This window comes from Pseudomonas chaetocerotis (assembly GCF_015712105.2).
Taxonomy (GTDB): Bacteria; Pseudomonadota; Gammaproteobacteria; order Pseudomonadales; family Pseudomonadaceae; genus Aquipseudomonas; species Aquipseudomonas chaetocerotis.
Genome location: NZ_JACFYX020000004.1, coordinates 332,281 through 346,385, shown reverse-complemented (window position 1 = coordinate 346,385; position 14,105 = coordinate 332,281). Strand labels below are relative to the sequence as shown.

The window sequence follows — 14,105 nt, the reverse complement described above, 5'->3', positions numbered from 1 at the left end:
TTGATCACGCCCTGCAACCGATCATGGCGTGATGAAGCGACGGGTTCGGCGTATCATGATGCCCCTTCGCCTCAGTCTGGATTCGAGCGACCCATGACCCTGCATTTCCCCACCATTGCCGACTGCATCGGCAATACCCCCCTGGTACGCCTGCAACGCCTGGGCGGTGAAACCAGCAACACCCTGCTGGTCAAGCTGGAAGGCAACAACCCGGCCGGTTCGGTCAAGGATCGTCCGGCACTGTCGATGATCAATCGCGCCGAGCTGCGTGGTGATATCCAGCCTGGCGACACCCTGATCGAAGCCACCAGTGGCAACACCGGTATTGCCCTGGCGATGGCGGCGGCGATCAAGGGTTACAAGATGATCCTGATCATGCCGGACAACTCCACCGCAGAGCGCAAGTGGGCGATGACCGCCTATGGTGCCGAGCTGATCCTGGTCAGCAAGGAGGAGGGCATGGAGGGCGCTCGTGATCTGGCCGAGCGGCTGCAGGCCGAAGGGCGTGGCAAGGTGCTCGACCAGTTCGCCAATGGTGACAACCCCGAGGCGCACTACACAGGCACCGGCCCGGAAATCTGGCGCCAGACCGGCGGCACCATCACCCACTTCATCAGCTCCATGGGTACCACCGGCACCATCATGGGCACCTCGCGCTACCTCAAGGAGCAGAATCCGGCGATCCAGATCGTCGGTCTGCAGCCGCAGGAAGGCTCGGCCATTCCCGGCATCCGTCGCTGGCCGCAGGAGTACCTGCCGAAGATCTATCAGGCCGAACGCGTCGATCAGGTGATGGACATGGGCCAGGCCGAGGCCGAGCACGTCATGCGGCGCCTGGCGCGGGAAGAGGGCATCTTCTGCGGCGTTTCGTCCGGCGGTTCGGTGGCCGGCATGCTGCGCCTGTCGCAGCAGGTGGAAAACGCGGTACTGGTAGCGATCATCTGCGACCGCGGCGACCGTTACCTGTCCACCGGTGTTTACGAAGAACCGGCGCACTGATGGCTAGACGCAGCTCCAACCTGCGCTTTCAGCCCAGCGGCGGCAGTCGCGCTGCGCAGGTTCCGGTCGGCAAGAAGCAGAAGCTCGCCATCGAGCGCCTGGCGGGTGACGGCCGCGGCATCGCCTTCGAAGGCGGGCGCACCTGGTTCGTCAGCGGTGCACTGGCTGGCGAGCAGGTCGAGGCGCGGGTACTCAGCGCCCGCAGTCAGACTGTCGAGGCGCGCGCCGAACGCATCATCACCGCCAGCAGCGAGCGGCGTGAGGCACCGTGCATTTACGCTGACCGCTGCGGTGGTTGCAATCTGCAGCACATGCCTCACGCCGATCAGCTCGCCCTGAAACAGCGCACGCTGGCCGAGCAGCTGTCACGCCTGGGCGGTGTGCAGCCGGATGAATGGGCGGCGCCGCTGGCCGGTCCTGAATTCGGCTATCGCCGCCGCGCGCGTATCGCTGTGCGCTGGGACGCCAAGGCGCGTCACCTGCAGGTCGGCTTCCGCGCCGAGGCCAGCCAGGACATCGTCGCCATCGAAGAGTGTGCGGTGCTGGTACAGCCTTTGCAGCCTGTTTTCCGCGCGTTACCGGCGTTGCTGCGCAGCCTGGAAAAACCGCAGGCAGTCGGGCACGTGGAACTGTTCAGTGGTACTGCCGAAGCGTTGCTGCTGCGTCACACGGCAGCGCTGGCGGCGGCTGATCTGAGCCGCCTGCGCGCATTCTGCAGCGAGCATCGTGCGCAGCTGTGGTTGCAGGGTGAAGGGCAGCCGCAGCCTGACGATCCGTCTGCCGAGCTGGGTTTTGAGTTGCAGCGCTGGCAACTGCAACTGGCCTATCGGCCGGGCGATTTCGTGCAGGTCAATGGTCTGGTCAACGAGGCGATGGTCGCCCAGGCGCTAGACTGGTTGGCAGTACAGCCTGGCGAGCGAGTGCTGGATCTGTTCTGCGGCCTGGGCAATTTCGCCCTGCCGCTGGCGCGTCAGGCCGCTGAAGTGGTGGCGGTGGAGGGCGTCGAAGCGATGGTGCAGCGGGCCGCTGGCAACGCGCACGACAATGGCCTGGGCAATGCGCACTTTTTCCGTGCCGACCTGTCCAAGCCGCTGGCTGACGAGGCCTGGGCGCGTGGCGGTTTTAGCGCAGTATTGCTCGACCCACCGCGTGATGGCGCGTTGCAGGCGGTGCGTGGGATGAGTGAGTTGGGCGCGCGGCGCCTGGTCTACGTCTCCTGCAACCCGACCACCCTGGCGCGCGATGCGGCCGAGCTGGTGCAGCAGGGCTATCGCCTGCGCCGTGCCGGGATTCTCGACATGTTCGCGCAGACGGCGCATGTCGAGGCGATGGCTCTATTCGAAAAACCCGAGACTTAGGTCTTGGGCCAAAGCGGTACGTTCGGTACCGCAGGGATGTGCAGGATGCGCATTCTTTCAGTTAATCCGACCGGCTCAGAGAAGGCCGGCGACTGCTCGGTGCGACCTATGCGCGCCGTAGGGAAGGTAAGACGATGGTTCAGGTGAGAGCGCATCAGCCAGTCAACGATGACGGCAGCATCAATCTCGAGGCCTGGTTGGAGCATGTCACGCGCGTCGATCCGGCGCTGGATCGTCAGGCGCTGCAAGAAGCCTGCGAGTTTGCCCGTGATCTGGAGCAGCAGGCCAATACCACACCGCATCACTGGAGTGAGGACGCATCGACATTCCGTGCCGGTCTCGACATCGCGGAAATCCTCGCCGATCTCAAGCTCGATCAGGATTCGCTGGTCGCGGCGATCATTTATCGCGGCGTGCGTGAAGGCAAGATCACCCTGGCTGCGGTGCACCAGCGCTTCGGTCCGGTGGTGGCCAAGCTGATCGAAGGTGTGCTGCGCATGGCGGCGATCAGCGCCAGTATCAATCCGCGTGAATCGGTGGTGGTCGGCTCGCAGACGCAGGTCGAGAACCTGCGCAAGATGCTGGTGGCCATGGTCGATGACGTGCGCGTGGCGCTGATCAAACTGGCCGAGCGCACCTGCGCCATTCGCGCGGTCAAGGAAGCCGACGAAGAGAAGCGTCAGCGCGTGGCACGCGAGGTGTTCGACATCTATGCACCGCTGGCTCACCGCCTCGGTATCGGCCACATCAAGTGGGAGCTGGAAGACTTGTCCTTCCGCTATCTGGAGCCGGAGCAATACAAGCAGATCGCCAAACTGCTGCACGAGCGACGTCTGGACCGCGAGCAGTACATCAACGACGCCATGGATCATCTGCGCCAGGAGCTGGAAGCTACCGGCATCAAGGCCGACATCAGCGGCCGGGCGAAACACATCTATTCGATCTGGCGCAAGATGCAGCGCAAAGGCCTGCAGTTCAGCCAGATCTACGACGTGCGTGCGGTGCGCGTGCTGGTGCCAGAGGTGCGTGACTGCTACACCACCCTGGGCATCGTGCACACCCTGTGGCGGCATATTCCCAAGGAATTCGACGACTACATCGCCAATCCCAAGGAAAACGGCTACCGCTCGCTGCACACCGCCGTGCTCGGGCCGGAGGGCAAGGTGCTGGAGGTGCAGATTCGCACCCACGCCATGCACGAAGAGGCCGAGCTGGGGGTTTGCGCGCATTGGCGCTACAAGGGCACCGACGTCAAATCCGGCTCCAACCACTACGAAGAGAAGATCTCCTGGCTGCGTCAGGTCATCGAGTGGCACGAGGAGCTAGGCGATATTGGTGGCCTGGCCGAACAGCTGCGCGTCGATATCGAGCCGGATCGGGTTTACGTCTTCACCCCCGACGGTCACGCCATCGACCTGCCCAAGGGCGCCACGCCGCTGGACTTCGCCTACCGCGTGCACACCGAGATCGGCCACAACTGCCGGGGTGCCAAGATCAACGGCCGTATCGTGCCGCTGACCTACAGCCTGCAGACCGGTGAGCAGGTGGAGATCATCACCAGCAAGCAGGGCACCCCCAGCCGCGACTGGCTCAACCCCAACCTGGGTTATGTCACCACCAGCCGCGCACGGGCCAAGATCGTCCACTGGTTCAAGCTGCAGGATCGCGACCAGAACGTCGCCGCCGGCAAGCAATTGCTCGAACGCGAGCTGGCGCGCCTGGCCCTGGTCGGTGCGGACTTCGACAAGCTGGCCGAGAAGGCCAACCTGAAAACCGCCGAGGACCTGTTCGCGGCATTGGGCGCCGGCGACGTGCGCCTGGCCCATGCGGTCAACCTGGCTCAGCAACTGCTCGAGCCGGAGCGCGGCAACGAGCAGCTGGAGCTGATTCCGCGCAAGGCGCAGGGCTTCAAGCCGGGCAAGCGGGGCGATATCCAGATCCAGGGGGTCGGCAACCTGCTGACGCAGATGGCCGGCTGTTGCCAGCCGCTGCCGGGCGACCCGATCGTCGGTTACATCACTCTGGGGCGTGGCGTCACCATTCACCGTCAGGATTGCCCGACGGCGTTGCAGCAGACTGCGCGCGAGCCGGAGCGGATGATCCAGGTGAGCTGGGGGCCGGTGCCGGTACAGACCTACCCGGTGGAAATCGTCATCAAGGCCTACGACCGTTCCGGTCTGCTGCGTGACGTGACCCAGGTGTTGCTCAACGAGAAGCTCAACGTGCTGGCGGTCAACACCCGTTCGAACAAGGAGGACAACACCGCCTCCATGTCGATCACCGTGGAGATTCCAGGGCTCGATGCCCTTGGCCGCCTGCTGGCGCGTATCGGTCAGCTGCCCAATATCATCGAGGCGCGTCGCCACCGCGTGGCATGACAGGACGTATTCATGTACCAACTCGACGACCTGCTGCACCTCATGGCCCGTCTGCGCGACCCGCAACACGGCTGCCCGTGGGACCTCAAGCAGAACTACGCGACCATCGTGCCCTACACCCTGGAGGAGGCCTACGAGGTCGCCGACGCCATCGAGCGTGGCGACTTCGAGCATCTGCCGGGTGAGCTCGGCGACCTGCTGTTCCAGGTGGTCTATTACAGCCAGCTGGCGCAGGAAGAGGGGCGTTTCGACTTCGCCCGGGTGGTCGATGGCATCACCCGCAAGCTGATTCGCCGCCATCCGCATGTGTTCCCCGATGGCGATCTGTATGGCGCGCCGGATATGGCGAAGCTGGAGGAAGCGGCGGTCAAGCAACGCTGGGAAGAACTCAAGGCACAGGAGCGCGCCGAGAAGGCCGCTGCGCCCGAGCAGCTGTCCTTGCTCGATGACGTACCGAGCGCGCTGCCGGCGCTTTCGCGTGCGGCCAAGCTGCAGAAGCGTGCAGCCCAGGTCGGTTTCGACTGGCCCGATGCACTGCCGGTGGTGGACAAGGTGCGCGAAGAGCTGGACGAAGTGCTCGAAGCCATGAGCGAGAACGACGCCGATGCGGTGGCCGAGGAGATCGGTGACCTGCTGTTCGTCGTCACCAACCTGGCGCGCCACTTGAAGGTCGACCCGGAAGCGGCATTGCGCGCGGCCAACGGCAAGTTCGAGCAGCGCTTTCGCTTTATCGAACACAGCGTGCGTGAGGCCGGGCGCAGCATGGACGGTTGCTCGCTGGAGGAACTGGATGCGCTGTGGGGCGAGGCCAAGAAGCTGGAAAAGCAGGCGCCAGGCTGTTGATGGATGCCGCCCGGATTGTATTCGGGTTGCGGCTTGGCTTTCGGGCTGGAGCCGCCGCTGCTTAGCCCTTATGCTGGGCGCCTTGGATTGGCAGCGCGAATCTGCGTCGCTGCCGCAACTGAATCATGTTCGGGATCTTTAGTCATGGGTCTTTCCCTGCGCGACCAGCTGCTCAAAGCCGGCCTGGTCAATGAAAAACAGGCCAAGCAGGCTGGCAAGCAACAGCAAAAGCAGAAGCGTCTGGTGCAAAAGGGCCAGGCCGAACTGGATGACAGCACCCGCCAGGCCGCGCTGCAGGCGCAAGCCGAAAAGGCCGCACGTGATCAGGAGCTGAATCGTCAGCAGCAGGAAAAAGCCGAGCAGAAAGCCCGCGCGGCGCAGGTCAAGCAACTGATCGAGCGTTCACGCCTGCCCAAGCTCGACGGCGAGGACTACTACAACTTCGTCGATGACAAGAAGGTCAAGCGCCTGCCGGTCAACACCATGGTGCGCAACAAACTGTCCAACGGCTGGCTGGCCATCGTCCGCCATGGTGGTGGTTACGAAATCATCCCGCGCGAGGCGGCGTTGAAGATTCAGGAGCGCGATGCCTCGCGCATCGTCCTGCTCAACACCCATGTCGAAGAGCCGGATGCCGACGATCCTTACGCGGCCTATCAGATTCCCGATGATCTGATGTGGTAACGCAGCGGTTCTGCACGCTCGCGTAGGGTGCGCCGTGCGCACCGTGGTTTAGTGCGATTGCTGCTGGTGCGCATGGCGCACCCTACTCGTAGGTGCGTTGCGTTCAGCAGCGATTGCCGCTCAATAGCACCCGGCCAAAGCTGGCGCCCGCATTCTGTGGGGTGATCGCCAGCAGGCTATCCATGCGCAGGCGCTGTTCGCCGTCGGCGGTACGCACCAGCAGAAATTCTTCCTTGCTCGCTGTCGTCTCGGTGGTCAGCGCCTCGCCTTGAAGGTGGGCGCCGTCGACCAGTTCGATATCCAGCTGATAGTGATGCATGCAGGCGATCTCCAGGTAGTCGTAGAGGTCGCAGGCCAGGGGTTGGTAGTCGTCCATCGAGTTCTTCTCCGAGATCGCCAGAGCCTAGTCGAGAAATGGCTCCGATGTTTTCCAGGCAGATAAAAAACGCCGCAACCCGATACAGGCGTTGCGGCGTTTTCGTGTGGCTGGAGTGTTTACATCAGGGGGATGGTGTAGCTGACGATCAGGCGGTTTTCGTCCAGATCGCCGATGCTCGCATTGGAGCGTACCATCGCGTTACGCCAGCGCACGCCGAGGTTCTTCAACGGGCCTTCCTGAATGATGTAGCTGATATCCACGTCGCGTTCCCATTCCTTGCCGCTTGCGCCACCCACGCCGTCGAAGCCGTCACCAGTCACGTAGCGGACGAATGCCGTCAGGCCCGGAATGCCATAGCTGGCGAAGTTGACGTCATAGCGCGCCTGCCAGGATTTCTCATCCTTGCGGGTGAAGTCGAGAATCTGGATGTAGTTGACGATGTAGGGATCGGTCTCGCTCAGGAAGGGGAAGGCGTTGTCACCGCCGACCTTCTGATAACCCACGCGGAAGGTGTGCGCCCCGATACCCGCCCAGAGATTGACCGAGGTCAGGTCGTTATCCAGTTTGCCGCCGAGTTTGCGGCCGTTGTCCTGGGAGTCGAAATAAGCCAGGTTGGCGCCCAGCTTCCAGTCGCCGATCGGCTGCACGTGAATCAGGTTGTACAGCTTCTGGTCGTAGATATCTTCCAGTTCGCCGTACCACGCGCCAACGGTGGTGTTGCCGCCATTGAACTTGTAGTCGCCGCCGGCGAAATTGTAGCGATCACTTTCGCCGCCGACGTTGGTGGCGGTGATGTCCTGGCTGTCGGTGGAGTTGCGGAAGTTCACTTCACGCAGTTGACCACCGTTGAGGGTCAGTCCGGCGAGTTCCTGCGAGGTGATCATGCCGCCGTTGAAGACTTGAGGCAGCAGGCGCGAGTCGCCAGACGAGACGACGGGCAGCTTGGGCATCAGGCCGCCGACCTTGGCAACCGTCTTGGACAGGCGCACCTTCACGGCGCCCGTAGCTTCGGAATATTCGTCCGGGCCTTCGTTGCCGAAGGCGTTAGGCAGTAGGTTGGTGCCGGCGCGTTCGTCAGACGAGTCGAGCTTCAAGCCCAGGCCCGCATAGGCGTCCAGACCAAAACCCACGGTGCCCTCGGTGAAACCGGACTCGGCCTTGAGGATGAAGCCCTGTGCCCATTCCTCGCGCTTGGACTGCTGGGCCGCCGTCGTGTCGCGCAGGTCGCGATTCATATAGAAATTGCGGAGTTCAAGCGTCGCTTTGCTGTCGCCGATGAAGTCAGCCTGTGCCAGGCTCGGCAGGGTCAGGCTGGCGCCCAGCGTGGCGAGGGCCACGGCGCGGGCGAGGGGAGTCTTACTCATTATTCTTGTCTCCTCGTTGTTATTAGCAGGTCGGCCACGATGTGACCGGCCAGTTACGGCGCGATGAAATAAAGCATTTCACCTGCGAATCGACTGTAAGACTTTAGTCTGGCAGGGCTTTGAGCGAAGCGGCGGCATCGCTGGGGCTTGGCTCTATCTCGGGGCTGACAGGTTTTTGCTCGGCTTTTCCAGCCATCGGATAAATCCCGATCGGGTGCACGGCAACTGAGAAAGGTTGGCAACCGTTGGTCGCCAAGGGTTAAAGCTTGGCTTCTGACGGCCGTTAAGTTCGGCAGATAACCTGTTCAGGTACCCGGTCATGAATCCTCTGAGCTCACTAAACTCCGCTGCGTCCCGTGCTGCGCAAGCCAGCCAGTCCATGGCCGCACGCAACAGTGCCGCCGATGCGCAGGCTACCCTGGCCAACCGCCTCGCCGAGAAACTCGGCGTGCCGCCGGGCTCGCTGTCAGGGGCGCGTGATGATTACACCCCGGAGAAAGTGGCGGGGCGGATTCTGGGGTTCATCGAGCAGCGCCTGCAGAGCGAGGCGGCGGCTGGCGCTGATCCGACCAAATTGGACAAGCTGCTGTCCCAGGCGCGTGATGGAGTGGAGAAAGGCTTCGCCGAGGCGCGCAAGATTCTCGATGGCATGGGTGTGCTCAAAGGTCAGGTGGCTGGCGATATCGATGATACCTACAAGCGCATTCAGGATGGTTTCACCGATCTCGACAAGCGCTTCGGCAGCGCTGTCCCGAGCGCGGGGGGCACGGTTGCTGTGGCGGGCTACAGCGAGCGCTTCAGTGCGTTGGCGGAGACCTTCGACCTCTCCGTCACCACCCGCGATGGTGACCGCCTGCGCATTTCCGTGGCGCAGGCTTCGGTCAGTTGGTCGCAGAGCAGTTTCGCCGCCGCCAGCGACGGTAAGTCCACCACTGTGGCAGGCAGTAGCCAGTCTGGCAGCCTGCGCATCGGTGGCTGGCAAGTGGACGTCGAAGGCGAGCTGGATGATGACGAGATCAAGGCGCTGGAGAAGCTTTTCGGTCAGGTTCAGGATCTTTCCGACTCCTTCTACGCTGGCGATCTGGCAGGTGCCTTCGACCGTGCCATGGCGTTGGATATGGACGGCGAGCAACTGGCTTCGATGTCGCTGCGCCTGACGCAGACCACTGTGCGTCAGGCCACCGATGCCTATGGCGCGGTGGCCGGGCAGGGCGCCAGTGCGGTCAATGCCGGGCTGCAGGACTATGCTCAGGGCCTGCTCGATGCGCTGCGCAGTGCCGAGGACCTGGCGCAGGATGCCGGTGGCATGCTCAAAGAGTTGCTCAAGGGCGGTTTCTCGCTCGACGAGCGCTTCGACCTGCCGCGTCTGGAAAAGGCCGAAAGCCTCAACCGCAGCCTGCTCGACGGCTTGCAGTCGCTGCTCGCCGGTCAGGTGGGCGACACGGGAGCTGACGCGAGCTGATCCCGGCCGGTGTTAAACTGCGCACCTTGCTGATAGAGAGGTGCGATCATGACGCCTGAATGCCAACTTTTCGGAACCCTGGGTTGTCATCTTTGCGAGGTGGCCGAGGCGCTGCTCATGCCATTCGTGGAGAATGGTCTGCTGGTCGAATTGATCGACATTGCCGAGCATGAGGGGATGGTCGAGCATTACGGCTTGCGCATTCCGGTGCTGCGCCGCTGCGACAGTGGAAGCGAACTGAACTGGCCATTCGATGCTGAGCAGGTGGTGGCTTTTCTGAGCTGAAAGGCGGTACCGACAAATCGAAGGCAATAAAAAACCCGCCTATCAAGGCGGGTTTTTTGATTGGTCGGAGAGACAGGATTCGAACCTGCGACCTTCTCGTCCCGAACGAGACGCGCTACCAAGCTGCGCTACACTCCGAATGAGCCGTATTCTACCGAAAAACTTTTACCGCACAAGGGGTTAGCCTGAAAAATATGCAGGCTGATCATCTCCCTCAGCGGCCGGTACGGACTCGGGTGTTCTTCAGCGTTGCCTCAGAGTTCCTTGACGGTCTGCACCTGGTCCTTGTTGATCGTGGCGCGCTTGCCGTCGAGTTGCTCGAATTCGTAGAAGCCAGAATCTTCATCGAACTGGGGTTTGTCCACCGTCTGTATTTCACGCCCATCGTTCAGGGTGATCACCGACGGCGTGGAGCAGCCGGCCATTACAGTGAAGCCGATTGCCATCAGCAGGGCGGGGATGATCCGTTTGGTCATGGTCTGTCTCCTTGGATGCTAAAGAGGTGCTATACCCTCGCTCAGACGTGAAACTGCCGTATGAGTTCCGCGCAGGGCTTCCCGTTTCAGCAAGGAGGGATGCTGTGCGCGAGCGTTTCCGGTGTGTTCAGGTTGGCCAGTCGGGCATCTTCCAGAGCGCAGTCGACGGCGATGGGTGCCAGTTTGCCGAACCAGCGTTGCGGGCTGCGTTCACCGGATTGCCAGGCGTGTTCCAGATCGTCCTTGAGCCGCGTGGGCAACAGGCAGAACAATGGCTGCCAGTAGTTGCCCTGGCGGATCACCACTGGCCGTTTCCCCGCGTGGGCGAGCAGTGACTCGATCAATGCACGGTCGACCAGTGGGGCATCGCAGGGCAGCACCAGCATCTGCTCGTGGCGTGCCGCGGCCATGCCGGCGCGGATACCCGCCAGCGGCCCCTGAAAGTCCTGATCCTGATCTGCGACGAGTTGGTCGGCATAGGGCGCATAGCGCTCAGTGTTGCGGTTGCAGGAGATGATCAGGTCGTCGCTCAACGGCCGGGTCAGGTCATGCAGCCACGCGATCAGCGGCCGACTGCGCCACTCCAACAGGCCCTTGTCGCGGCCGCCCATGCGCAGGCCTCGGCCACCGGAAAGCAGCAGCACGGAGCAGGTGGGGCGGGCGTTGGATGCGGGCATGTGTGCAGTCTCCGAAGGCAGGCTGTGTGATATAACAGCGCCCATTCTCTCCCAATTGGATGCCTGCCATGAACCACAAGGCCGACGCGGTTTTCGTGCCGCTGAACATTGCCGTGCTGACCGTCAGCGACACGCGCACGCTGGAGACCGACACTTCGGGTCAATTGCTGGTCGACCGTCTGACCGTCGCCGGGCACCAACTGGCCGCTCGCGTTCTGCTCAAGGATGACCTTTACAAGATCCGCGCCCAGGTGGCGACCTGGATTGCCGAGGATCAGGTGCAGGTGGTGGTGATTACCGGTGGTACCGGTTTCACTGGCCGTGACAGCACGCCGGAAGCGGTCACCTGCCTGCTGGACAAGCAGGTCGACGGGTTTGGCGAGCTGTTTCGCCAGATCTCCGTGGCCGATATCGGCACTTCCACCATTCAGTCGCGCGCGCTGGCCGGTCTGGCCAACGGCACCCTGGTGTGCTGCCTGCCGGGTTCGACCAACGCCTGCCGCACCGCCTGGGACGGCATTCTCGGCGAGCAACTGGATGCACGGCATCGTCCCTGCAACTTCGTGCCGCATCTGAAACAGGTGGGCGCCTGCGAGACGCGCGGATGAGTGGTTGCGATCATCCCGGTCTGCTGCCCATGGAGGCGGCGCTGGAGCGCTTGTTGGCTTTGGCAGAGGCGACACCAGTCGAGCAGGTCGAGCAGGTTGTGCTGGCCGAGGCGGATGGCCGAGTGCTGGCCGAGCCGCTGATCGCGGCGCTGGATCTGCCGCCCTGGGCCAACAGTGCCATGGACGGTTACGCCCTGCGCCTGGCCGATTGCAATGGCCAGGCGTTGCCGGTCAGCCAGCGCATTCAGGCGGGCACCGCGCCCACATCGCTGGAGCCCGGAACCTGTGCGCGCATTTTCACTGGTGCGCCGCTACCGGAAGGTGCTGACACCGTCGAGATGCAGGAAAACGTTGAGCTGGATGAGGCAGGGCGCGTGCATTTCCGCGAGCCGCTGAAAGTCGGGCAGAACGTACGGGCTCAAGGTCAGGAAACCCGCATCGGCGAATGTGTGCTGCCGGCCGGTACCCGTCTGGGGCCAATCGAGCTGGGGCTGGCAGCCTCGCTCGGTGCTGCACGGCTGGCGGTGCGGCGGCGCCTGTGCGTTGCCGTGCTATCCACCGGCGACGAGCTGGTAGAGCCGGGGCAGGCGCTTGGCCCGGGGCAGATATACAACAGCAATCGGCGTCTGCTGATTGCCTGGTTGCAACGGCTGGGCTGCAGCGTGGTCGATGCGGGTATATTGCCTGATGATCTGCAGCGCACCCGCGAAGCACTGGGTGCGCTGGGCGAGGTCGATCTGATTCTCTCCACCGGTGGCGTTTCGGTTGGGGAGGCGGATTTTCTCGGCATGGCCCTGCGCGAGGCGGGCGAGCTGGCGCTGTGGAAATTGGCGATCAAGCCGGGTAAGCCGCTGACGTTCGGCCACTATCAGGGCGTCCCGGTAATCGGTTTGCCGGGCAACCCGGCTTCGACACTGGTCACCTTCGGGCTGCTGGCGCGCCCGTACATGTTGCGTCGTCTGGGTGTGCAACGGGTCGAGCCATTGGGCTTCGTGGTGCCGGCAGGTTTTGCCTGGGGTAAGCCAGGCATGCGCCGCGAGTATCTGCGCGCGCGTCTGGAGAATGGCCGTGCGGTGCCCTATGCCAACCAGAGTTCAGGCGTGCTGCGCAGCGCCGCCTGGGCCGAAGGGTTGGCTGAGGTGATGGAGGGCACCACGCTGGCCGAAGGGGATAGGCTGCGTTTCATTCCCTTGAGCGAGATTCTCGGCTAGCCCTGAATCGCCCGGCTGTGCGAACGGTCGGGCGCTTTAGATGGCGCGACGAAACTACTGGGTCACATTTCCAGCGATAGAATTTGCAAATGAACCTTATAGAAGGCATAGTCGCGGGCTTGTAAATTCAACCGCCACGGTCGTGCCCATGCTAAAACGCTTCGCACCCCTCGTGCCTCTTGCACTCACAGTCTTGCTCGCTGCCTGCGCCGGCCACTCGCCACAGCCGCAGATTGGCGATATTGCGAGCGAGCCAGTTGCTCGTCCGCTGTCTCAGCAGGTTCAGCCTGCCGACGATGAAATCAATGCGCTAACCGATGACAAACCCTATGAAATGCCGCAGCTGGCAGACAGTCTGCTGGAGCTTGGGCGTTCGCTGGTCGGCACGCGCTATCGCTACGGCGGCACCTCGGTGCAATCCGGTTTCGATTGCAGCGGTTTCGTCGGCTACCTGTTCCGCGAAGAAGTCGGCCTGGAGCTGCCACGCTCCACGCGTGAGCTGATCAACCTCGATGCGCCGAAGGTGGCGCGTGCCGATCTCGAACCGGGTGATCTGATCCTGTTCAACGATCGTGGTCGTGGTCGCGTCAGCCACGCCGGCATCTATCTGGGGGATGACCAGTTCATCCACTCCAGCAGCAGTCGCAGCGGTGGTGTGCGCATCGACAGTCTCGATGACAGCTACTGGAACCGCAGTTATCTGCAGGCCAAGCGCGTCCTTGCGTTGGCTCCGGTGGAAGAACAGGTCGCAGCCAAGCGTCACAACTGATGTATCACGGCGTACCCTCAGGGTTGCGCCGTTCGTCGTGAATCGGCAGAGTAGAGCGCATTCAGGCTCAGGATCGCCTCGCTTATGCCCGCCACGACCCGTGTTGCCCTCATCGCTCTCGCTCTGCTGCTGAGTGCCTGCAGCAGTCGCGCGCCTTCTCCCCAGCCTGGTTACACCCCTCCAGTCTCCTCGTCCTCCTATCAGGGCGGCGCTGAGGACGTGTTGTTCCGCGCCCTTGGCCTGGTCGGTACGCCGTATCGCTACGGTGGCAACACCCCGGAAGGCGGTTTCGACTGCAGCGGCCTGATCGGCTACGTTTATCGCGATGCCGCTGGTATCAGTTTGCCGCGTTCGACGCGTGAGCTGAGTGCCATGCGCACACCTGATGTCCGCCGCGACGCCCTGCAAAGCGGCGATCTGGTGTTCTTTGCCACCAATGGCGGGCGCGCTGTCAGTCATGCCGGGATCTATGTCGGCGAAGGGCGTTTCGTGCATGCGCCGTCCAGTGGCGGCACGGTGCGTCTGGATAGCCTCGACAACGTCTACTGGCAGCGTGTCTACCTCGATGCCAAGCGGGTCATCACGCCAGAGCTCGCGCGTAATCCCTGAGCA

At 62.9% G+C, this 14,105-nt stretch carries 15 protein-coding genes and 1 tRNA gene; 11 read left to right on the top strand and 5 right to left on the bottom strand.

Annotated features, from left to right (window positions below; genetic code table 11):
- Nucleotides 1–93 precede the first annotated feature (93 nt).
- From cysM to H3221_RS09835, 5 genes are all read left to right on the top strand, one after another.
- Nucleotides 94–999, top strand: coding sequence for a cysteine synthase CysM (gene cysM / locus H3221_RS09855; RefSeq protein ID WP_196473946.1), 906 nt, complete (start codon nt 94–96; stop codon nt 997–999).
- The gene (rlmD, locus tag H3221_RS09850; RefSeq protein ID WP_196473947.1) at nt 999–2,357 is read left to right on the top strand and encodes a 23S rRNA (uracil(1939)-C(5))-methyltransferase RlmD; all 1,359 of its coding nucleotides are present in this window, start codon (nt 999–1,001) and stop codon (nt 2,355–2,357) included. The genes cysM and rlmD overlap by 1 nt, the downstream gene beginning before the upstream one ends.
- 134 nt (nt 2,358–2,491) lie before the next feature.
- Nucleotides 2,492–4,735 carry a GTP diphosphokinase gene (relA, locus tag H3221_RS09845; protein WP_196473948.1) on the top strand — a complete coding sequence of 748 codons (2,244 nt, stop codon included), beginning with the start codon at nt 2,492–2,494 and terminating at the stop codon, nt 4,733–4,735.
- Between the two features lie 12 nt (nt 4,736–4,747).
- Complete coding sequence (gene mazG / locus H3221_RS09840) at nt 4,748–5,578, top strand: nucleoside triphosphate pyrophosphohydrolase (protein ID WP_196473949.1); 831 nt, start codon at nt 4,748–4,750, stop codon at nt 5,576–5,578.
- 144 nt (nt 5,579–5,722) lie between these two features.
- Nucleotides 5,723–6,262, top strand: coding sequence for a DUF2058 domain-containing protein (locus H3221_RS09835; protein WP_017677480.1), 540 nt, complete (start codon nt 5,723–5,725; stop codon nt 6,260–6,262).
- Nucleotides 6,263–6,365: 103 nt separating this feature from the next.
- Here the strand turns inward: H3221_RS09835 and H3221_RS09830 are convergent, their stop codons facing one another.
- Nucleotides 6,366–6,638 carry a Rho-binding antiterminator gene (locus tag H3221_RS09830; protein ID WP_196473950.1) on the bottom strand — a complete coding sequence of 91 codons (273 nt, stop codon included), beginning with the start codon at nt 6,636–6,638 and terminating at the stop codon, nt 6,366–6,368.
- Nucleotides 6,639–6,757: 119 nt separating this feature from the next.
- The gene (locus H3221_RS09825) at nt 6,758–8,005 is read right to left on the bottom strand and encodes an OprD family porin (RefSeq protein WP_196473951.1); all 1,248 of its coding nucleotides are present in this window, start codon (nt 8,003–8,005) and stop codon (nt 6,758–6,760) included.
- 319 nt (nt 8,006–8,324) lie between these two features.
- Here H3221_RS09825 and H3221_RS09820 point away from each other — a divergent pair, with 319 nt between their 5' ends.
- Nucleotides 8,325–9,467, top strand: coding sequence for a DUF5610 domain-containing protein (locus H3221_RS09820; RefSeq protein WP_196473952.1), 1,143 nt, complete (start codon nt 8,325–8,327; stop codon nt 9,465–9,467).
- A 48-nt stretch (nt 9,468–9,515) separates the two neighbouring features.
- Nucleotides 9,516–9,752, top strand: a complete 237-nt coding sequence (locus H3221_RS09815; RefSeq protein ID WP_196473953.1) for a glutaredoxin family protein — start codon at nt 9,516–9,518, stop codon at nt 9,750–9,752.
- Nucleotides 9,753–9,813: 61 nt separating this feature from the next.
- On the opposite strand, the gene H3221_RS09810 is transcribed toward H3221_RS09815, so the two are convergent.
- The 3 genes from H3221_RS09810 to mobA form a co-directional block, all read right to left on the bottom strand.
- Nucleotides 9,814–9,890: transfer RNA gene (locus tag H3221_RS09810), tRNA-Pro, on the bottom strand.
- Nucleotides 9,891–10,006: 116 nt separating this feature from the next.
- On the bottom strand, nt 10,007–10,228 hold the full coding sequence (locus tag H3221_RS09805) for a YgdI/YgdR family lipoprotein (protein ID WP_196473954.1): 222 nt from the start codon (nt 10,226–10,228) through the stop codon (nt 10,007–10,009).
- A gap of 86 nt (nt 10,229–10,314) precedes the next feature.
- The gene (gene mobA, locus H3221_RS09800) at nt 10,315–10,905 is read right to left on the bottom strand and encodes a molybdenum cofactor guanylyltransferase MobA (RefSeq protein ID WP_196473955.1); all 591 of its coding nucleotides are present in this window, start codon (nt 10,903–10,905) and stop codon (nt 10,315–10,317) included.
- A 68-nt stretch (nt 10,906–10,973) separates the two neighbouring features.
- Between mobA and moaB the strand changes: the two genes are divergently transcribed.
- The 4 genes from moaB (at nt 10,974) to H3221_RS09780 (ending at nt 14,102) form a co-directional block, all read left to right on the top strand.
- Entirely contained in the window at nt 10,974–11,513 is a 540-nt protein-coding gene (gene moaB, locus H3221_RS09795) for a molybdenum cofactor biosynthesis protein B (RefSeq protein ID WP_192985312.1), read from the top strand.
- Nucleotides 11,510–12,724: a molybdopterin molybdotransferase MoeA gene (locus H3221_RS09790; protein ID WP_196473956.1), complete on the top strand. Its 1,215-nt coding sequence runs from the start codon at nt 11,510–11,512 to the stop codon at nt 12,722–12,724. Before moaB ends, H3221_RS09790 begins: the two co-directional genes overlap by 4 nt.
- A 148-nt stretch (nt 12,725–12,872) precedes the next feature.
- Nucleotides 12,873–13,493 carry a C40 family peptidase gene (locus tag H3221_RS09785; protein ID WP_196473957.1) on the top strand — a complete coding sequence of 207 codons (621 nt, stop codon included), beginning with the start codon at nt 12,873–12,875 and terminating at the stop codon, nt 13,491–13,493.
- A gap of 84 nt (nt 13,494–13,577) precedes the next feature.
- Entirely contained in the window at nt 13,578–14,102 is a 525-nt protein-coding gene (locus tag H3221_RS09780) for a C40 family peptidase (RefSeq protein WP_196473958.1), read from the top strand.
- Nucleotides 14,103–14,105 lie beyond the last annotated feature (3 nt).

What these genes read in the sequence shown, in the direction of transcription:
- cysM (WP_196473946.1), top strand. Translation starts at nt 94, where the DNA reads ATGACCCTGCATTTCCCCACCATTGCCGACTGCATCGGCAATACCCCC.
- H3221_RS09835 (WP_017677480.1), top strand. Translation starts at nt 5,723, where the DNA reads ATGGGTCTTTCCCTGCGCGACCAGCTGCTCAAAGCCGGCCTGGTCAAT.
- H3221_RS09805 (WP_196473954.1), bottom strand. Translation starts at nt 10,228, where the DNA reads ATGACCAAACGGATCATCCCCGCCCTGCTGATGGCAATCGGCTTCACT.
- moaB (WP_192985312.1), top strand. Translation starts at nt 10,974, where the DNA reads ATGAACCACAAGGCCGACGCGGTTTTCGTGCCGCTGAACATTGCCGTG.
- H3221_RS09830 (WP_196473950.1), bottom strand. Translation starts at nt 6,638, where the DNA reads ATGGACGACTACCAACCCCTGGCCTGCGACCTCTACGACTACCTGGAG.
- H3221_RS09815 (WP_196473953.1), top strand. Translation starts at nt 9,516, where the DNA reads ATGACGCCTGAATGCCAACTTTTCGGAACCCTGGGTTGTCATCTTTGC.
- mazG (WP_196473949.1), top strand. Translation starts at nt 4,748, where the DNA reads ATGTACCAACTCGACGACCTGCTGCACCTCATGGCCCGTCTGCGCGAC.
- rlmD (WP_196473947.1), top strand. Translation starts at nt 999, where the DNA reads ATGGCTAGACGCAGCTCCAACCTGCGCTTTCAGCCCAGCGGCGGCAGT.
- H3221_RS09790 (WP_196473956.1), top strand. Translation starts at nt 11,510, where the DNA reads ATGAGTGGTTGCGATCATCCCGGTCTGCTGCCCATGGAGGCGGCGCTG.
- H3221_RS09825 (WP_196473951.1), bottom strand. Translation starts at nt 8,005, where the DNA reads ATGAGTAAGACTCCCCTCGCCCGCGCCGTGGCCCTCGCCACGCTGGGC.
- H3221_RS09820 (WP_196473952.1), top strand. Translation starts at nt 8,325, where the DNA reads ATGAATCCTCTGAGCTCACTAAACTCCGCTGCGTCCCGTGCTGCGCAA.
- H3221_RS09785 (WP_196473957.1), top strand. Translation starts at nt 12,873, where the DNA reads ATGCTAAAACGCTTCGCACCCCTCGTGCCTCTTGCACTCACAGTCTTG.
- relA (WP_196473948.1), top strand. Translation starts at nt 2,492, where the DNA reads ATGGTTCAGGTGAGAGCGCATCAGCCAGTCAACGATGACGGCAGCATC.
- H3221_RS09780 (WP_196473958.1), top strand. Translation starts at nt 13,578, where the DNA reads ATGCCCGCCACGACCCGTGTTGCCCTCATCGCTCTCGCTCTGCTGCTG.
- mobA (WP_196473955.1), bottom strand. Translation starts at nt 10,905, where the DNA reads ATGCCCGCATCCAACGCCCGCCCCACCTGCTCCGTGCTGCTGCTTTCC.